Source organism: Sulfitobacter sp. 1A13421 (assembly GCF_043557285.1).
In the GTDB taxonomy this organism is placed as follows: domain Bacteria; phylum Pseudomonadota; class Alphaproteobacteria; order Rhodobacterales; family Rhodobacteraceae; genus Sulfitobacter; species Sulfitobacter faviae.
The window spans coordinates 312,977-329,792 of record NZ_JBIFFQ010000003.1 but is presented as its reverse complement, the minus strand read 5'-3'; the positions used below and the strand labels follow the sequence as shown (position 1 = coordinate 329,792).

Annotated in this window: 15 protein-coding genes; 10 read left to right on the top strand and 5 right to left on the bottom strand. The window is 61.4% G+C overall.

What is annotated here, in order from left to right:
• Nucleotides 1-24 precede the first annotated feature (24 nt).
• Nucleotides 25-996, top strand: coding sequence for a hypothetical protein (locus tag ACGYLI_RS08340; protein WP_394418737.1), 972 nt, complete (start codon nucleotides 25-27; stop codon nucleotides 994-996).
• Between the two features lie 19 nt (nucleotides 997-1,015).
• Entirely contained in the window at nucleotides 1,016-2,575 is a 1,560-nt protein-coding gene (locus ACGYLI_RS08335; protein ID WP_394418735.1) for a phosphate ABC transporter substrate-binding/OmpA family protein, read from the top strand.
• Between the two features lie 10 nt (nucleotides 2,576-2,585).
• Here ACGYLI_RS08335 and radC read toward each other — a convergent pair whose 3' ends face one another.
• From radC to dnaK, 3 genes are all read right to left on the bottom strand, one after another.
• The gene (radC, locus tag ACGYLI_RS08330) at nucleotides 2,586-3,347 is read right to left on the bottom strand and encodes a DNA repair protein RadC (protein WP_394418733.1); all 762 of its coding nucleotides are present in this window, start codon (nucleotides 3,345-3,347) and stop codon (nucleotides 2,586-2,588) included.
• Nucleotides 3,348-3,455: 108 nt separating this feature from the next.
• Complete coding sequence (gene dnaJ / locus ACGYLI_RS08325) at nucleotides 3,456-4,604, bottom strand: molecular chaperone DnaJ (protein ID WP_394418731.1); 1,149 nt, start codon at nucleotides 4,602-4,604, stop codon at nucleotides 3,456-3,458.
• A gap of 82 nt (nucleotides 4,605-4,686) precedes the next feature.
• On the bottom strand, nucleotides 4,687-6,609 hold the full coding sequence (gene dnaK, locus ACGYLI_RS08320; RefSeq protein WP_394418729.1) for a molecular chaperone DnaK: 1,923 nt from the start codon (nucleotides 6,607-6,609) through the stop codon (nucleotides 4,687-4,689).
• A 207-nt stretch (nucleotides 6,610-6,816) separates the two neighbouring features.
• Here dnaK and ACGYLI_RS08315 point away from each other — a divergent pair, with 207 nt between their 5' ends.
• Nucleotides 6,817-7,419, top strand: coding sequence for an alpha-ketoglutarate-dependent dioxygenase AlkB family protein (locus ACGYLI_RS08315; RefSeq protein WP_394418727.1), 603 nt, complete (start codon nucleotides 6,817-6,819; stop codon nucleotides 7,417-7,419).
• 51 nt (nucleotides 7,420-7,470) lie between these two features.
• Here the strand turns inward: ACGYLI_RS08315 and ACGYLI_RS08310 are convergent, their stop codons facing one another.
• Both ACGYLI_RS08310 and ACGYLI_RS08305 read right to left on the bottom strand, forming a co-directional pair.
• The gene (locus ACGYLI_RS08310) at nucleotides 7,471-8,079 is read right to left on the bottom strand and encodes a COG3650 family protein (RefSeq protein WP_394418725.1); all 609 of its coding nucleotides are present in this window, start codon (nucleotides 8,077-8,079) and stop codon (nucleotides 7,471-7,473) included.
• Nucleotides 8,076-8,900: an ABC transporter permease gene (locus ACGYLI_RS08305; RefSeq protein WP_394418723.1), complete on the bottom strand. Its 825-nt coding sequence runs from the start codon at nucleotides 8,898-8,900 to the stop codon at nucleotides 8,076-8,078. The genes ACGYLI_RS08310 and ACGYLI_RS08305 overlap by 4 nt, the downstream gene beginning before the upstream one ends.
• A 116-nt stretch (nucleotides 8,901-9,016) precedes the next feature.
• Here ACGYLI_RS08305 and cysQ point away from each other — a divergent pair, with 116 nt between their 5' ends.
• The 7 genes from cysQ (at nucleotide 9,017) to ACGYLI_RS08270 (ending at nucleotide 16,815) form a co-directional block, all read left to right on the top strand.
• Nucleotides 9,017-9,814: a 3'(2'),5'-bisphosphate nucleotidase CysQ gene (gene cysQ / locus ACGYLI_RS08300; RefSeq protein ID WP_394418721.1), complete on the top strand. Its 798-nt coding sequence runs from the start codon at nucleotides 9,017-9,019 to the stop codon at nucleotides 9,812-9,814.
• The gene (locus ACGYLI_RS08295; RefSeq protein WP_394418719.1) at nucleotides 9,814-10,614 is read left to right on the top strand and encodes a 3-deoxy-manno-octulosonate cytidylyltransferase; all 801 of its coding nucleotides are present in this window, start codon (nucleotides 9,814-9,816) and stop codon (nucleotides 10,612-10,614) included. The genes cysQ and ACGYLI_RS08295 overlap by 1 nt, the downstream gene beginning before the upstream one ends.
• Nucleotides 10,611-11,888, top strand: coding sequence for a glycosyltransferase family 2 protein (locus ACGYLI_RS08290; protein ID WP_394418717.1), 1,278 nt, complete (start codon nucleotides 10,611-10,613; stop codon nucleotides 11,886-11,888). Before ACGYLI_RS08295 ends, ACGYLI_RS08290 begins: the two co-directional genes overlap by 4 nt.
• 61 nt (nucleotides 11,889-11,949) lie before the next feature.
• Nucleotides 11,950-12,843: a UTP--glucose-1-phosphate uridylyltransferase GalU gene (gene galU, locus ACGYLI_RS08285; RefSeq protein ID WP_209216861.1), complete on the top strand. Its 894-nt coding sequence runs from the start codon at nucleotides 11,950-11,952 to the stop codon at nucleotides 12,841-12,843.
• A 50-nt stretch (nucleotides 12,844-12,893) separates the two neighbouring features.
• Nucleotides 12,894-14,066 (top strand): glycosyltransferase family 4 protein, encoded by a 1,173-nt coding sequence (locus ACGYLI_RS08280; RefSeq protein ID WP_394418716.1) that lies wholly within the window; start codon nucleotides 12,894-12,896, stop codon nucleotides 14,064-14,066.
• 68 nt (nucleotides 14,067-14,134) lie between these two features.
• Nucleotides 14,135-15,121 (top strand): glycosyltransferase family 2 protein, encoded by a 987-nt coding sequence (locus ACGYLI_RS08275; protein WP_394418714.1) that lies wholly within the window; start codon nucleotides 14,135-14,137, stop codon nucleotides 15,119-15,121.
• A complete protein-coding gene (locus tag ACGYLI_RS08270; RefSeq protein ID WP_394418713.1) occupies nucleotides 15,118-16,815 on the top strand; it encodes a beta-1,6-N-acetylglucosaminyltransferase in 1,698 nt (565 codons plus the stop codon). Before ACGYLI_RS08275 ends, ACGYLI_RS08270 begins: the two co-directional genes overlap by 4 nt.
• Nucleotide 16,816: the final 1 nt, after the last annotated feature.

Genomic DNA, 16,816 nt, shown 5'->3' with positions numbered 1-16,816 from the left:
CGAATCCGTTGAAGGAGACTTGTCATGTGGCGCACGAAAGAAATTTTGACAGCTGTCGGCACTCTGGCCTGTGCGGTGGGCATTGGCTATGTCATGCAAAGCTCCGACACCGCGCAGCAGCGCTATGGCGCGGCTGAGGCGCAGCGCCCGGTGGCCGACAATGGCGCGTTGCTTGAGGTTGAAGGCATCACCCTGACCTCTGCCGCGCTCGACAGCCCCATCGCGCTGCCGACATTGGATGACCGCGTGATCAAGGCCGCAGCGCCCCAAAGCCTGCCGCCCGCCCCGGAAAGCCACGGCGCCGCGATCCCCGCGACCTGCGATATCATTGCCGAAGCGGATGCCGTTGCCGCCGCGATGGCGAAACTCACCCTCGATGCCGCCTGCCTGCCGAATGAGCGGCTGACCGTGCACCACAACGGGATGATCTTTACCGAAGTGACCGATGACCAAGGGCAGTTGTCCGTCACCGTCCCGGCCTTGGCGGAAGAGGCTGTTTTTATCCTCGCCTTCGGCAACGGTGATGGCGCGGTGGCGCAGACTTCGGTCCCTGAACTCTCTGATTTCAACCGCGTCGTGCTGCAATGGAAAGGCACGGCGGGGTTTGAGCTTCACGCCCGCGAGTTCGGCGCGGATTACGGCGAGGCGGGCCATGTCTGGTCTGGTGCGCCGCGCGATATGACTGCCGCCGTACTGGGCGAAGGGGGCTTCATGACCCGCAATGGCGACATTGAGGCTTCTGAGCCGCTGATGGCCGAAGTTTATAGCTTCCCGGTCGCCAAAGCGGCGCAGGAGGGCGATGTCGCGCTCAGCGTGGAGGCTGAGGTGAGCGAGGCGAACTGCGGGCTTGAGATTGAAGCACAGGCGCTGGAACTGCGCGGCGATGATCCGGTGAAAACCCAAAACCTGACCCTCGCCGTGCCGGACTGTGACGCGGTCGGCAACTTTCTGGTGTTGAATAATTTGCTCCAAGACCTGAAAGTCGCGCAGAACTGACGCAACCGGGTAGGTCTAGATGAACGGGTTGAAACGTGCGGCGATCAGCGCCGCACTTTTGCTTTTTACGACGGGCGCATCCGCAGCGCAGGACATCGCACTGACCTCGCGCGATGGCAGTGTCGAACTCAGCGGCACCCTGCTGGGGTTCGACGGCGAATTCTACCGCGTCGAGACGGACTATGGCGAGTTGACCGTCGACAGCAGCGGTGTGTCCTGCGCCGGGCCGGGTTGCCCCAACCTTGCGGATTTCGTGGCCGAGGTGCGCTTCTCGGGCTCCGCCACCATGGGGGCGGTGCTGATGCCCGCGCTGATCGAAGCCTTTGCCGCGCGGCAGGGCTATACCGTCAGCCGTGAAGAGGGGGACAGCGGGCGCTTCGCGCTGCTGCTCTCGCGTGAGGATGACGGCAAGCTTGCCGCGCGGTTCGATTTCCGGGCGAGCAATACCAACGAAGGCTTTGCCGATCTGCTGGCGGATGAGGCCGATGTCGTTATGGCCTTGCGCGAGGTGCGCCGCGAAGAGCGGATCAATGCCCGCGAGGCGGGCTTGGGTGATCTGACCGGTGCCAATCGCAGCCGGGTTCTGGCGCTTGATGCGGTGGTGCCGGTGGTCGCCCCGTCCAACCCGGTGAAACAAATCTCGCCGCTGACATTGGCGCGGGTGTTCTCAGGCGAGATCAAGAATTGGCAGCGCCTCGGCGGGCCGGACGCACCGATTGAGTTGCATCTGCCCACCGCCGACAGCGGGTTGAGCCAAGCCATCGTGGATCAGGTGCTCACCCCCGCCGGGCTGGAACTGAGCGCCGATGTCACCCGTCATGCCATGCCCGATGCGCTGGCCGAAGCGGTCGCGCGGGATGTTTTTGCCCTTGGCATCACTAGCTATGCCGAACAGGGGGAGACCGAGGTGCTGACCCTTGGCGGCAACTGCGGTTTTGCGCTGGATGCCGCACGGCGCACGATCAAAACCGAAGACTACCCGCTGACCGCGCCGATGTTCCTGTATTTCCCCGCCCGACGCTTGCCGCTGATCACGCGCGAGTTTCTGGCCTTCACCCGTGGCCCTTCGGCCCAGATCGTGATCCGCCGGGCCGGTTTCGTGGATCAAACGCCCGAGGAAATCCCGGTTGAGGAGCAGGGCAACCGCTTTGTCAATGCGATCATCACGGCGGGCGCGGAAACGCCGCTGGAAGAGTTGCAGCGTATGACAGCGACGCTGGTGCCGATGGCGCGGCTCACCACCTCTTTCCGCTTCGAGGCCGGGTCGATCCGGCTTGATGCGCAGTCGCGGTCCAACGTGCAGCAATTGGCGCGGGCCTTGGAGCAGGGGCAGTATGATGCGCGGCGGCTGATGTTCGTGGGCTTCAGCGATGGCGAGGGGGCCGCGCGGGCCAATCGCGAAATCGCCCTGCGCCGGGCCGAAGCGGTGCAGCGCGCGGTCAGCGCGGCTGCGGTCACGGCCAATCTGTTGCGCATCGATCTGCGGGTCGATGCCTTTGGGGAGGCGATGCCGATTGCCTGTGACGACAGCGAATGGGGCCGTCAAGCAAACCGGCGAGTGGAGGTTTGGGTGCGCTAGGCACACCCCGCTATAGATGCCCCTCACTGCGAAAGCTGAGCTCGCGCGATTTTCCGATGATCAGGTGGTCATGCAGGGTTAGTCCCAAGGCGTCACAGGCGGCGGCGACCTGCCGGGTCATGTCAATGTCTGCGCGTGACGGGCTGGGATCGCCCGAGGGGTGGTTATGCACGAGGATAATCGCGCTGGCGTTCAACTCAAGCGCGCGTTTGGCAACCTCACGCGGATAGACAGGGACATGGTCAACCGTACCCTTCGCCTGTTCTTCGTCCGCGATGAGGATGTTCTTCCGGTCGAGGTAAAGGACGCGAAACTGCTCCATCTCCAGATGGGCCATGGTGGTGTGGCAATAGTCCAGCAGCGCATCCCAAGAGGACACGACATGGCGCTGTAGGACCTTCGCCCGAGCCAGTCGCTGGGCCGCAGCTTCGACGATCTTAAGCTCGACAATCACCGCTTCGCCGACGCCTTTGACATCGCGCAGACGGGCGGCGGGGGCGGTGATGACGCGGTTGAAGTCGCCGAACCGGTCCAGCAGTTCGCGGGCCAGCGGTTTCACATCCCGGCGCGGGATGGCACGGAAGAGGACAAGCTCCAACATCTCGTAATCCGGCATGGCCGCCGCGCCGCCGTCGATGAAACGGCTGCGGAGGCGTTGGCGGTGATCCGCGATATAAGAAGGTTGCTTGCCCGTATTGGACGGCGGGCTGTGCGCTTCGTCCAGCAGATAGGGGAGGGGCTGATCAGCCAATGTTCTCGGGGCACGGGTCATGCCCGGAGTGTCGCGCCAAAGTGGTTATTATTCGGTTAACGGACGGTTAAAACTTCGTTCGCCACGCTGCCGAAAAAGGGGAGCCGCATCCACGGCTCCCCCCGATGGTTAACCCTTCATCGAATCCCAGAAGGATTTGACGGAGGAGAAGAAGTTGCTGCTTTCGGGGTTGTTGTTCTGGGCCTCGCCCTCGAACTCGCGCAGCAGTTCTTTCTGCCGGTTGGTCAGGTTCACCGGGGTCTCGACCGCCAGTTCGATGATCATGTCACCCACGCCACCGCCACGCAGCGGCGGCATGCCCTTGCCGCGCAGACGCATCTGACGGCCCGATTGGCTGCCCGCGGGGATCTGCACGCGGCCACGGCCCCCGTCGATGGTGGGCACTTCGATATTTCCACCCAAAGCGGCAGCGCTCATCGACACCGGAACACGACAGAAGAGGTTCGGCCCGTCGCGTTCGAACAACTCGTGATCGGCCACCTCAATAAAGATGTAGAGATCACCGGACGGCCCGCCACGCATGCCCGCTTCGCCTTCGCCAGCGAGACGGATGCGGGTGCCGGTTTCGACGCCCGCGGGGATGTTGACCGAGAGCGTGCGCTCTTTCTCAACCCGGCCCGCGCCGCGGCATTTCTTGCAAGGATTCTTAACGATCTGCCCCATGCCGGAACAGGTCGGGCAGGTCCGCTCGACGGTAAAGAAACCTTGCTGCGCGCGCACCTTGCCCATGCCCGAACAGGTGGGGCAGGTCGAAGGTTCCGCGCCGCCTTCGGCACCGCTGCCGTCACAGGCGTCACATTGGACGGAGGCCGGGACGGTGATCGACTTTTGCATGCCCGAAAAGGCATCTTCGAGCGAGATGCGCAGGTTGTAGCGCAAATCAGCCCCGCGTGCGGCACGTCGTCCTCCGCCACCGCCACGTTGGCCCATGAAGTCACCGAAAAGATCGTCGAAGACGTCGGAAAAGGCCGAAGAGAAATCGCCCTGACCGCCGCCCATGCCGCCGCCGGGACGCCCGCCGCCCATGCCACCTTCAAAGGCGGCGTGGCCATAGCGATCATAGGCGGCTTTCTTGTCACCGTCTTTGAGCACATCATAAGCCTCGCCCACTTCTTTGAACTGGGCTTCGGCTTGGGGGTTGTCTTTGTTGCGGTCGGGGTGGAGGTCCTTCACCTTGCGGCGATAGGCTTTCTTGATCTCGTCGGCAGAGGCCCCTTTGGCAACGCCAAGCACCTCGTAGTAGTCACGTTTTGCCATGGGTTATCATGCTCCTGCGCTGGAACGTGATAGGCCGGCCCGTCTGACGGACCGGCCCTTTCACAGGTTCCGTTTCACACGCTTACGCGCGCTTGTCGTCGTCCAGATCTTCGAACTCGGCATCAAGGATGTCGTCATCGCCACCTTGGGCTTGCTGAGCATTCGAAGGCTGCGCCGTGTCTTCGCTGCCGCCCTCTTCCTGAGCGGCCTTATAGATGGCTTCGCCCAGTTTCATGGCGGATTCGGTGACGTTCTGGATGCCGTTCTTGATCTTGTCGGCGTTGTCTGTTTCCAGCTCGTCTTTCAGCGCGGCAATGGCCAGTTCGATCGCTTCGACGGTGGTCGGGTCGACCTTGTCGGAATGCTCTTCCAGTGACTTCTCGGTCGAGTGGATCAGCGATTCCGCCTGGTTCTTCGCTTCGATCAGCTCGCGACGGGACTTGTCCGCCTCGGCATTCTCTTCCGCGTCTTTGACCATCTGTTCGATGTCCGCATCCGACAGACCGCCCGAAGCTTGGATCGTGATCTTCTGCTCCTTACCGGTGCCTTTGTCGAGCGCGCCGACCGACACGATGCCGTTGGCGTCAATGTCGAAAGTCACTTCGATCTGCGGCATGCCGCGCGGGGCAGGCGGGATGTTCTCAAGGTTGAAGGCACCGAGCATCTTGTTGTCGGCAGCCATCTCACGCTCACCTTGGAAGACCCGGATGGTCACGGCGTTCTGGTTGTCTTCGGCGGTCGAGAAGACCTGAGACTTCTTCGTCGGGATCGTGGTGTTACGGTCGATCAGACGGGTGAAGACACCACCGAGCGTCTCAATACCGAGGGACAGCGGAGTCACGTCGAGCAGGACCACGTCCTTCACGTCGCCTTGCAGAACACCGGCCTGAATGGCGGCACCAAGGGCCACGACTTCGTCCGGGTTCACACCCTTGTGCGGCTCCTTGCCGAAGAATTTGGAGACCTCTTCGGCCACCTTCGGCATACGGGTCATACCACCCACGAGCACGACTTCGTCGATGTCGGACGCGGACAGGCCGGCATCCTTCAGCGCGGCGGCGCAGGGCTTCATCGAGGCTTTGATCAGGTCACCAACGAGGCTTTCCAGCTTGGCACGGGTCAGCTTCATGACCATGTGCAGCGGCGAGCCATCCTTGCCCATCGAGATGAAGGGCTGGTTGATCTCGGTCTGGCTGGAGGAGGACAGTTCGATCTTGGCCTTCTCTGCCGCTTCCTTCAGACGCTGCAGCGCCATCTTGTCTTGCGTCAGGTCAACGCCGTTGGCCTTTTTGAACTCTTCCGCAAGGTAGTTCACGATGCGCATGTCAAAGTCTTCACCACCAAGGAAGGTGTCGCCGTTGGTGGATTTCACTTCGAACAGGCCGTCGTCGATCTCAAGAATGGTCACGTCGAATGTACCGCCGCCAAGGTCATAGACCGCGATGGTTTGCGTGTTCTCTTTGTCGAGGCCGTAGGCCAGCGCGGCAGCTGTCGGCTCGTTGATGATGCGCAGCACTTCGAGACCGGCGATCTTGCCGGCGTCTTTGGTGGCCTGACGCTGGGCGTCGTTAAAGTAGGCAGGCACGGTGATAACCGCCTGAGAGACTTCCTCACCCAGATAGCTTTCTGCGGTTTCTTTCATCTTGCCGAGGATAAAGGCCGAGATTTGGCTTGGGGAGTATTTCTCACCCTTGGCTTCGACCCATGCGTCGCCGTTGCCGCCGTCGATGACGTTGAACGGCATGTTCTTTTTATCTTTGGCCAGATCCGCATCGTCGTTGCGGCGGCCGATCAGGCGCTTGACGCCAAAGACTGTGTTTTCGGGGTTGGTGACCGCCTGGCGTTTCGCCGGCTGGCCGACAAGGCGTTCATCGTCGGTGAAGGCGACGATCGACGGCGTGGTGCGCGCGCCTTCGGCGTTTTCGATCACACGCGGCTGGCTGCCATCCATGATGGCGATACAGCTGTTGGTGGTGCCAAGGTCAATACCGATTACTTTGGACATGTTTCGATCCCTCTTTGAATCTAAGGCGATGACACGAGGCGCGGACCCGTTTTGGCATCCTGCCCCGATCTGTTGACATCGAAGACCACGTGCCTTCGACGGTTCGGAGCGTATATAGGGAGGGTATTTGCACCCTGCAACCATTGGCTGGTCTGGATGGTCGCGATTCCGTGATGTTTTTGCTAAACGAGTGAGGAAGAACGAAAAATGACTGCTTTGCGCCTCCGGGGCTTTGATATTCACAAGGAATTTCTGGGCAGAGCGGCCCAGCAAGAGGTGCTGGAGGCGGTGCGCGGCGTGGTGCGTCAGGCGCCGTTCTTTCGCCCCGAAGTGCCGCGCGGCGGGCGTATGTCGGTCCGGATGAGCGCGGCAGGGCGCTATGGCTGGTTTTCGGATCGGCGCGGGTATCGTTACGTCACCGAACATCCCGACGGCCAGCCTTGGCCCGAGATCCCGGCGCCGATTATGGCGATTTGGGATCAGTTGACCGGGTTGGAGCGCCGCCCGGAATGCTGCCTGATCAACTACTACGATGCCGATGCGCGTATGGGGCTGCATCAAGACCGGGACGAGGCGGATTTTCAGTGGCCTGTGGTCTCAGTCTCTCTGGAGGATGATGGGTTGTTTCGGATCGGCAACCTGACCCGAGGGGGCAAGACAGAATCGATTTGGCTGCAATCGGGTGATGTGGTGGTGATGGGCGGTGATGCGCGGCTGACCTATCACGGCGTGGACCGGATCAAACCCGGCACCTCGACATTGCTGCCCAAAGGCGGGCGGATCAACTTGACGCTGCGCGTGGTGGAGTGACGTTTTCTTTGTAAGAAAACGGAGACGGACTTTTTCAAAAAGTCCGTCGCTTCAGTGGCTAAGCGAACAACACCCTGTCTGATGTTGCCAGCCATCATTTCCCTGCAAAAGGAAGTCGACCGTCAGCCCATAGGCGCGATCCGACATGCCATCGCTACAGGCGCGCGCCGTGAGCGTAGCGATGGCCGCGCCCTGCGGCCCCTCGGCGATCATGTGAAAACTGTCGCGCCGCCCCTGCGCCGGGCCAGACTGCGTAATGCGGTAAGCGTGCGGGCTGTCCGCCATGGCGGCATAGCTCAACGTCTCGCCGGTCACCTCAAAAGACCAAAACGGCTCCGTCCCGCCGCAATGGGCCACGGGTGGCATCGCACCGGCCCATTGGCCCGCTTGCCGGGTGAGGAAACGCAGAGAGACCCAGCCGCTCCCTTCGCCCGTGTTGACCAAGCCCCAGCCGTGATGGTCATCGGGGTGGATCACTTCGATGTTCCGGGTGTCAGGCTCAAAGCTGCCGATGATCGGGGCATTGGCACTCGGGGCTTGGCGAATGTTCAACACGTCATCCGCCGCGACACCGCTGACGTCATGCAGGGCGGGCCATGCATCCTGCGTCGCCCAGACAGGCAATGCCCAAAGGCAGAGGAAGAGCGCCAGAAGTCTCATCGCCGGGCGTTCCAACTGATCGACGCATGGCGGCGGGTATAGAATTCGCCCATCAGCCCAATCATCAAAAGCACCAGACCCACCCAAAGCGGATATTCCCAACTGGTGTAGCGCGGGTTGTAATTGATGAAGGCAAAGCCGCGCGCTTGGTCGATGCTGTGAAACAGCGGGTTCCAGTCAAACATCGCCAGCATATAGCCGGGCAGGGAGTTGGCGAGGAACATCTTCCCCGAGGCGATCATATTGGCGCGTTGATAGACGGTTGAGAAAATCGTCACGAAGGACGGAAACCACGGTTTGATCGCCAGCATCACCAGCCCAAGCGCGCAGCCGGTAAACCACGCAGTCAGCATCATGCCAAAAGCGGCAAAAGGCTGATCTATGGTGATCGGGGTGACCGCCACATGATAGATGAACAAGATCACGAAGAGCGACAGAACTTGGATATAGAGCGATCCCACCGCCGCTGACGCGATGGCGATGATCGTGTTCATCGGGGCGTGCTGCATCATCGGGCTTGCCGGTCCCTCAGACCCCGCGACCGCGCCCAAAGCTTTCACATGGGTGAGGTAGAGGAAAATCCCGGACATCAGATAGATGAGGAAGTCACCCCGCACGGCGGAGCCGCGCATCCCGAGGATTGAAAACATCACATAGAAGGCCACTACGAACATCACCGTTTGCAGCATGTTCATCGCGATGGCGATAAAGGCATTGTTGTGCTGTTTGCGCACGTTGCGCACCACGGAATGGTAGACCAGTTCCGCGATGGCGAGGGCAGAACCGATGCCGGATTTCGGCTTTCTGGAAGACTGGAACATGCGCGCGTCCTTGACGAAGCCCTAGCGTGGCACGGAATTCTTGCTGTTCCGTTAGCTCCGCAGCATAAGGGAAACAGTGAATTGAAGCAACGACAGCCCGCAGGGCCGGAGGCAAAATGGATTACGAGAAACTGGTCGCGGAAATGCGGCGGCTGGCATTGGAAGCCGGGGACAAGATCATGGAGATCTACGGTCAGGACGATTTCGAGGTGAAATCGAAATCCGACGACAGCCCCGTCACCGCCGCCGACGAAGCCGCCGATGCGATCATTTCCGACGGGCTCCGCGCCGCTTTCCCCGATGTGATGTTGGTGACCGAAGAGCAGGCTGCGACCCATTCCGCCAAGGGCGATACCTTTCTCATCGTCGATCCGCTGGATGGCACCAAAGAGTTCGTCCACCGCCGCGGGGATTTCACGGTGAACATCGCGCTGGTCGAAGGCGGCGTGCCGACGCGCGGCGTGGTCTATGCCCCCGCCAAAGCCCGGATGTTCTTTACCCAAGCCGACGGCCAGTCGGTCGAAGAGTCCGGCGCATTCGACAAAGGGCAGGTGGGCGAAACCAAAGCGATTTCAGTCTCTAACCCCGACAATGCGGCCCTGATGGTCGTCGCCTCCAAATCCCACCGCGATCAGGCGACCGATGATTACATCGGTAAATACACTGTGCGGGACATGACTTCGGCGGGGTCGTCGTTGAAATTCTGTCTCGTCGCGACGGGAGAGGCCGATCTCTACCCGCGTTTGGGCCGCACGATGGAGTGGGACACCGCCGCGGGCCATGCGGTGCTGAACGGGGCAGGCGGCGCGGTGGTGCGCTTTGACGACCTCTCGCCCCTGACCTACGGCAAGGAAGACTTCGCCAACCCTTTCTTCATCGCCCATGCCCCGGGCCTTGAGTTGAAGGCGGGTTGATGTCTGTCCTGATCGTCATCCCCGCCCGCTATGCCTCCACCCGCTATCCCGGCAAGCCGCTGGTGGCGCTCACCGGGGCATCGGGCGAGAAACAGACCCTGATCGAACGCAGTTGGCGGGCCGCCAGCGCGGTGTCGGGCGTCGACCGCGTGGTGGTGGCCACCGACGATGACCGCATTCGGGAGGCCGCCGAAGGCTTCGGCGCCGAGGTCGTGATGACCTCGGAAAGCTGCGCCAACGGCACCGAACGCTGTGCCGAGGCCCATGCCGCATTGGGTGGGGGCTATGACATCGTGGTCAACCTGCAAGGTGACGCCCCGCTGACGCCGCATTGGTTTGTCGAAGGGCTGGTGCAGGGGTTGAAAGACAACCCCGAGGCTGAGATCGCCACCCCGGTTCTGCGCTGCGACGGGGCCACGTTGAACAGTCTTCTGGCTGACCGCAAAGCGGGCCGCGTGGGCGGCACCACGGCGGTTTTCGGCGCCGACAATCAAGCGCTCTACTTCTCGAAAGAGGTCGTTCCCTACACCGGAAAGCCCTATGCAGAGACGGATATGACCCCGGTCTTCCACCACGTCGGCGTCTATGCCTACCGCCCCGCCGCGCTGGCCCAATACCCAAGCTGGCCGGTCGGCCCCTTGGAGCAGTTGGAGGGGCTGGAGCAGTTGCGTTTCCTCGAAAACGGCCGCGCCGTGCTTTGTGCGGAGGTCGAGGCTAAGGGCCGCGAATTCTGGGAGTTGAACAACCCCGAAGACGTGCCAAAGCTCGAAGCCATGATGGCGAAAATGGGTCTGGAATGACCCCCACCCCCGTCAGTGCCACGCTGGAAAGCGGCGTGCCTGTCAGCATCGTGATCGTCAGCCGGAACCGGCCCGAAGCATTGCGGCGCTGCCTGACGGGGGTGGAACAGCTTCAATATGCCCCTTTCGAGGTCATCATCGTGGCTGATCCCGCCGGGATCGCCGTGGCCCGCGCCAAGCATTTCGCCGGGGCGTTGAAACTGGTCCCTTTCGACAGGCCGAACATCTCTGCCGCGCGCAACCTTGGGATCGCCGAGGCCGCGGGGGAGGTCGTGGCCTTTATCGACGATGACGCGGTGCCCGAGCCGCAATGGCTGCGCCACCTGCTGGCACCTGCCCAACAGCCCGAAGTCGCGGCAATGACCGGTTTCGTCCGAGGGCGCAACGGCATCTCGTTCCAATATCGCGCGCGCCGGCTAAACGGTTTCGGAGAGCCGGAAGACCTTGATGCCGATCCTCTATCCCCCAGCATTCTGCGCCCTCCGCCGGGTGGGGCGATCAAGACCGAAGGCACCAATATGGCTTTTCGGCGCGAGGTTTTGGTTGAGATCGACGGCTTCGACCCGGCCTTTCGCTATTATCTAGACGAGACCGACCTGAACATGCGGCTGGCGCGGGCGGGCCATGCCACTGCGATCGTGCCACTGGCGGAGGTTCATCACGGATACGCCGCTAACGCGATGCGCAGCGCCAACCGCGTGCCGCGCGATCTTTTCGATATCGGGGCCAGTTGGGCCGTATTCCACCGCAAACATTTGCCCGCGCAGGATCGTGCCGCCCATTGGGCGCATCTTCGCGCAGCAGAGCGCCGCCGTATGCTGCGCCATCTTGTAACCGGCGGGCTGGAACCGCGTGATGTCACAAAGCTGCTGCGCCGGTTGGACGAAGGCCATGCCGAAGGGGTGAAGCGCCCCATCGCCAGCGCCACCCTGCCGCGCGATCCCAACAGCGCTTTCCGCCCTTTCCCCGCCCGCGCACGGCGCAGCGTCGCCATGTTCACCCGGCCCATAAAACTGGCACAAGACCGGGCAAAGGCCGCAAAACGGGCGCTAGCTGGGGAGATCGTGACCCTGATCAACCTTTCGCCGACCGCGCTTTATCATCGCGTTGCCTTTGATCCGACCTACGCTATTTGGCTGCAAACAGGTGGAATATACGGAAAGTCCACACGGGATGACGCGGTTTTCCGCTTAGCTCGGCGCCTCGACAGGCTGCAAAGGGAAGTTAAGCGAGTTGCCAGACAGCGCGGTTTCGGCGATGATCATCGCCGGTAGGAAGACGCAGGTAAATTGACCGGGGCGTTCTGTATATTTCGAATAAGTTGTAAGGATTAAAATGCGCAAGAAGGTTACAAAAGCGATTTTCCCGGTTGCAGGCATGGGGACACGCTTTCTGCCCGCCACCAAATCGGTGCCGAAAGAGATTATGACTCTCGTTGACCGGCCTTTGGTTCAATATGCAATCGATGAGGCGCGCGCCGCTGGGATCAAAGAGTTCATCTTCGTAACCTCACGCGGCAAAGGCGCGCTGGAGGATTACTTCGATCACGCCCCGCAGCTTGAGCAGGAGTTGCGCAAAAAGGGCAAGACCGAGCTTCTGGAGACACTGCAAAGCACGAATATGGACAGTGGCGCAATCGCCTATATCCGCCAGCACAAGGCGCTGGGCTTGGGCCATGCGGTCTGGTGCGCGCGCCGTTTGATCGGCAATGAGCCCTTTGCAGTGATGCTGCCGGATGACGTGATCGCGGCGGAGAAACCTTGTCTTCAACAGATGGTCGAGGCCTATGAAGAAACCGGCGGCAGCATGGTCGCCGCGATGGAGGTGGAGCCTTCCCGCACGTCCTCTTACGGCATTCTCGATACCAGCGAAGAACGCGGTGATCGTGTGAAGGTCAATGGCATGGTTGAAAAGCCTGCCGTCGACGAAGCACCATCGAACCTCGCGGTGATCGGGCGCTATATTCTGGCGCCGACCGTTTTGAAGAACCTGAACAAGCTGAAATCCGGTTCGGGCGGTGAAATTCAATTGACCGATGCGATCGCGCAAGAGATTGAGCAAGACCGCGATGTCTATGGCTTCCGTTTCCGCGGGCAGCGGTTCGATTGCGGCTCTAAAGCGGGCTTTCTGCAAGCGACCGTGGCCTTCGGCCTCGCCCGTGAAGAATTGCGCGACGATCTTTCGGCCTATCTGCAAAGCATCTCGCAAGTCGACCGCGCGGCGCAGTAAGGGCGCAAAGCGGACCTTTGCAAAAGCCTCAGTCTCCCCCCGCGCGGCTGTTGGACCTGACGCGCAGTTTGCGTCGGGCCGGGCGGGGCGCGACGGGGGTGGATCGGGTCGAACTGGCCTATCTCTCACATCTTTTGACAGAGGACGCGCCGCTTTTTGGAGTGGCGCGTACCGCTTTGGGCTATGTCCTGCTGGACCGCGATGGGATGCGGAGCTTTCAGGATCGGCTTGCCGGCCGCGTTTCTTGGGGGCGGGCGGATCTGCTTTCGCGTCTGCCGCGGGGGCGTACTGTGGCGCTCAGCCGGGCGGAAAGCGACTTGCGGCGTTTGGCCGTCGCGCGCTGCGTTCCGGCCCGGTTGCCCGCGACGCTCTCCCGGCATTTGCCGCCGGGTTTTGCCTATCTGAATGTCGGGCACAGCAATCTGACGGACCGGGTTCTGGGCGCCGTGAAACAGGGGCGGGGGCGAAGTGCCGTTCTGATCCATGACGTGATCCCATTGGAATATCCCGCCTACCAACGCCCCGGCTCCGTTGCGCCGTTTCGGGCCAAGATCGACCGGGTGAGCGCGCAGGCCGATCTGGTGATTTATAACTCGCAAGACACGCGTCAGCGCAGCGAGGCGCAGATGCGCGGGCGGGTTCCGCCTGCCGTCGTCGCGCATCTTGGCGTCGATCTGCCCGCGCCCGATGCTGGCGAGCTGCCTGCAGGGCTTCCGCCAGAGCGTCCCTATTTCGTCGTTGTCGGTACGATCGAGCCGCGCAAGAACCACGGGTTTTTGCTGGACCTGTGGCAAAAGATGGGGCCCGATGCGCCGCTTTTGCTGATCTGCGGGGCGCGGGGGTGGAACAACAGCGCGGTTTTCGACCGGCTCGACCATCTGCCAGAAAACGGCCCTGTGCAGGAGCTGGCGAACCTTAGTGACACAGGATTGGCGGCCTTGGTGCAGGGGGCGGCGGGGATGCTCTTCCCCAGCCATGCAGAGGGGTTTGGCCTGCCCCCGGCAGAGGCGCTGAGCCTTGGAACGCGTGTTTTATGCAACGATTTGCCGGTCTTGCATGAGGTCTTGGGCGACAAAGCCGTTTACGCGCCCCTGAGCGAACCCTATTCATGGATCAGAACAATCGAAGAATGGGCCGCATCTGTGCCAGACCCGCGCCCTGCGACGACTTTTATCGCGCCAACATGGGCCGAACACTTCAAGACCGTGTTAAAGTCGACGTGATAGCGCGGTAGAGGGGCGGTCAGACGCGATAGGTAAGGGGCGGTTTGGGCTTAATTCAGTCATATCGGTTGCGGCTGCAACGCAAGCGCTGGCGCATCCGCGCCTTCCGCAAGCGGCGCGAGTTGACCTCTGTGGCGAACCGGACCGCGCAGATCACGGCTGACGATATTCTGCTGTTCTGCACGCAGCGTAACGAAGCGATCCGGCTGCCCTATTTCCTGAAATACTACCGCGAGATGGGCGTCGGGCATTTCTTCTTTGTCGATAATGACAGCGACGATGGTGCGCTCGACTATCTGGCCAAGCAACCTGATGTCTCGGTCTGGAGCGCCAAGGCCAGTTACAAACGCGCGCGCTTTGGGGTGGATTGGCTGAATTGGTTGCAGATGAAATACGCCCACGGCCATTGGGCGCTGACGGTCGATCCGGATGAGTTTTTGGTCTACCCCTTTTGTGACACGCGCCCCCTGCGGGCGCTGACCGATTGGCTCGATGCCTCTTCGATCAAGAGCTTTTCGGCGATGCTGCTGGATATGTATCCCAAGGGGCGGCTTGACGAGGAACCCTATCAGGCGGGGCAGAACCCGATTGAGATCGCCGCATGGTTCGACAGTGGCAATTACACCATTTCGCGCAATCGGCGGTTTGGGAATCTCTGGATACAGGGCGGACCACGGGCGCGGGTGTTCTTCCCTGACGCGCCTGCCAAGGCGCCCGCGCTGAACAAGGTGCCGCTGGTCAAATGGGATCGGCGCTATGCCTATGTCAGCTCGACCCATATGCTGCTGCCGCGCGGGCTTAATCAGGTCTATGACGAATGGGGCGGAGAGAAAGCCTCGGGCGTCCTCTTGCACGCCAAATTCCTCGACACCTTCGGGGCCAAAGCGGCGGAGGAGTTGCAGCGTAGCGAGCATTACGCGGCTTCTGTCGAATACAAAGCCTATGCCGAACAGCTGAAAGACGACCCGCAGCTTTGGTGCAAATGGTCGGAACGCTACATCAATTGGCGACAGCTTGAGATCCTGGGCCTCATGTCCAAGGGGAACTGGGCATGAGCGTCGGGATCGTCATGTTGGTGCACAACGCTTTTGACCGGGCCGAGCAGGTCGCGCGGCATTGGGCGGCGGCGGGCTGTCCGGTGGTGATCCATATCGACAAGGCGGTGCCCCGGCGGGCGCATGATGCCTTTGTAGCGGCGCTGTCGGATCTCAAGGATGTCTGCTTTAGCCCGCGCAAGCGCTGCGAATGGGGCACTTGGGGGATCGTTGCCGCCTCTCAGGGGGCGGCGGAGATGATGCTCTCGCGCTTTCCCAAGGTGCGCCATGTCTATCTGGCCTCCGGCTCTTGCCTGCCGCTGCGCCCGGTGCAGGAGTTGATCGACTATCTTGAGGACCGTCCCCAGACCGATTTTATCGAAAGCGCCACCACGGCGGATGTGCCTTGGACTGTGGGCGGGCTGGATGCAGAGCGGTTTACCTTGCGCTTCCCCTTTTCATGGCGGCGCAACCGCTATCTGTTCGACCGCGCGGTCGAGGTGCAGCGCCTGCTGCGGTTGAAACGTCGGATGCCGCGCGGGATCGTGCCGCATATGGGCTCGCAATGGTGGTGCCTGACCCGGCGCACCCTATCGGCGATCCTGCAAGACCCCGACCGGCCCACCTATGACAAGTTCTTTCGCCATGTTTGGATCCCGGACGAAAGCTATTTTCAGACCCTTGCACGGCTCTATTCCAGCAAGATCGAAAGCCGGTCGCTGACCCTGTCGAAGTTCGATTTTCAGGGCAAGCCGCATATCTTTTACGACGATCACCTCCAGCTTTTGCGCCGCTCGGATTGTTTCGTGGCACGCAAGATTTGGCCTCATGCGGACAGGCTCTATGATGCCTTTCTAACCGACCCTGCCGGTGCGATGAAAAAGACCGAGCCGAACCCCGGCAAGATCGACCGCATTTTTGCCAAGGCGGTGGAGCGGCGCACCCGGGGCCGTGCGGGGCTTTATATGCAAAGTCGTTTTCCAAACGAGGATTGGGAGAATGGCGTCACCGCCGCGCCCTATTCGATGTTTCAGGGCTTTACCGAGATTTTCGAGGATTTCGAACATTGGCTCAGCCGGGCCAGCGGGGCGCGCGTGCATGGGCATCTCTTTGCCCCCGACCGGGTGCATTTCGCGGGCGGAGAAACCGCGCTAAATGGTGCCTTGTCGGATAACCCGGTGCTGCGCGATCACAATGCCAGTGCGTTCTTGACCAATCTGATTTGGAACACCCGGGGCGAGCGTCAGTGCTTTCAGTTCGGCCCGATGGACAATCAAGACATCAACTGGCGTGTGGCCAAGGACCCGAACGCGCATATTTCGGTCATCACCGGCGCTTGGGCGGTGCCGCTGTTCCGCTCGAACCTTGATTTCGCCGATATCCGCCGTCTGGCTGCCAAGCTGCAAAAGACGGAAAGCACGCATTTGGATGTGCTGGATTCGCCCTATACCAAGGCGCGTGTGCGGGTCTGGACCATGGCCGATTTCATCGAAGCGCCGATGGAGCCTTTGCAAGATATCCTTGACGAAATTGGGCGCCCCCGTCTGCGCCGCCTGTCAGAGGCGCCGCGCATGGTTGATCTGAACGGCTTCGGCCAGTTCCTCCAGAACCTCAAGAACCAAGGCATGCACCCCTATCTGGTCGGCGATTTCTCGGTGGCCCAAGGGGGCAGCGCCGATGCCAAACCTTCCCCCAAACCCTATCTGGTGAAATAAC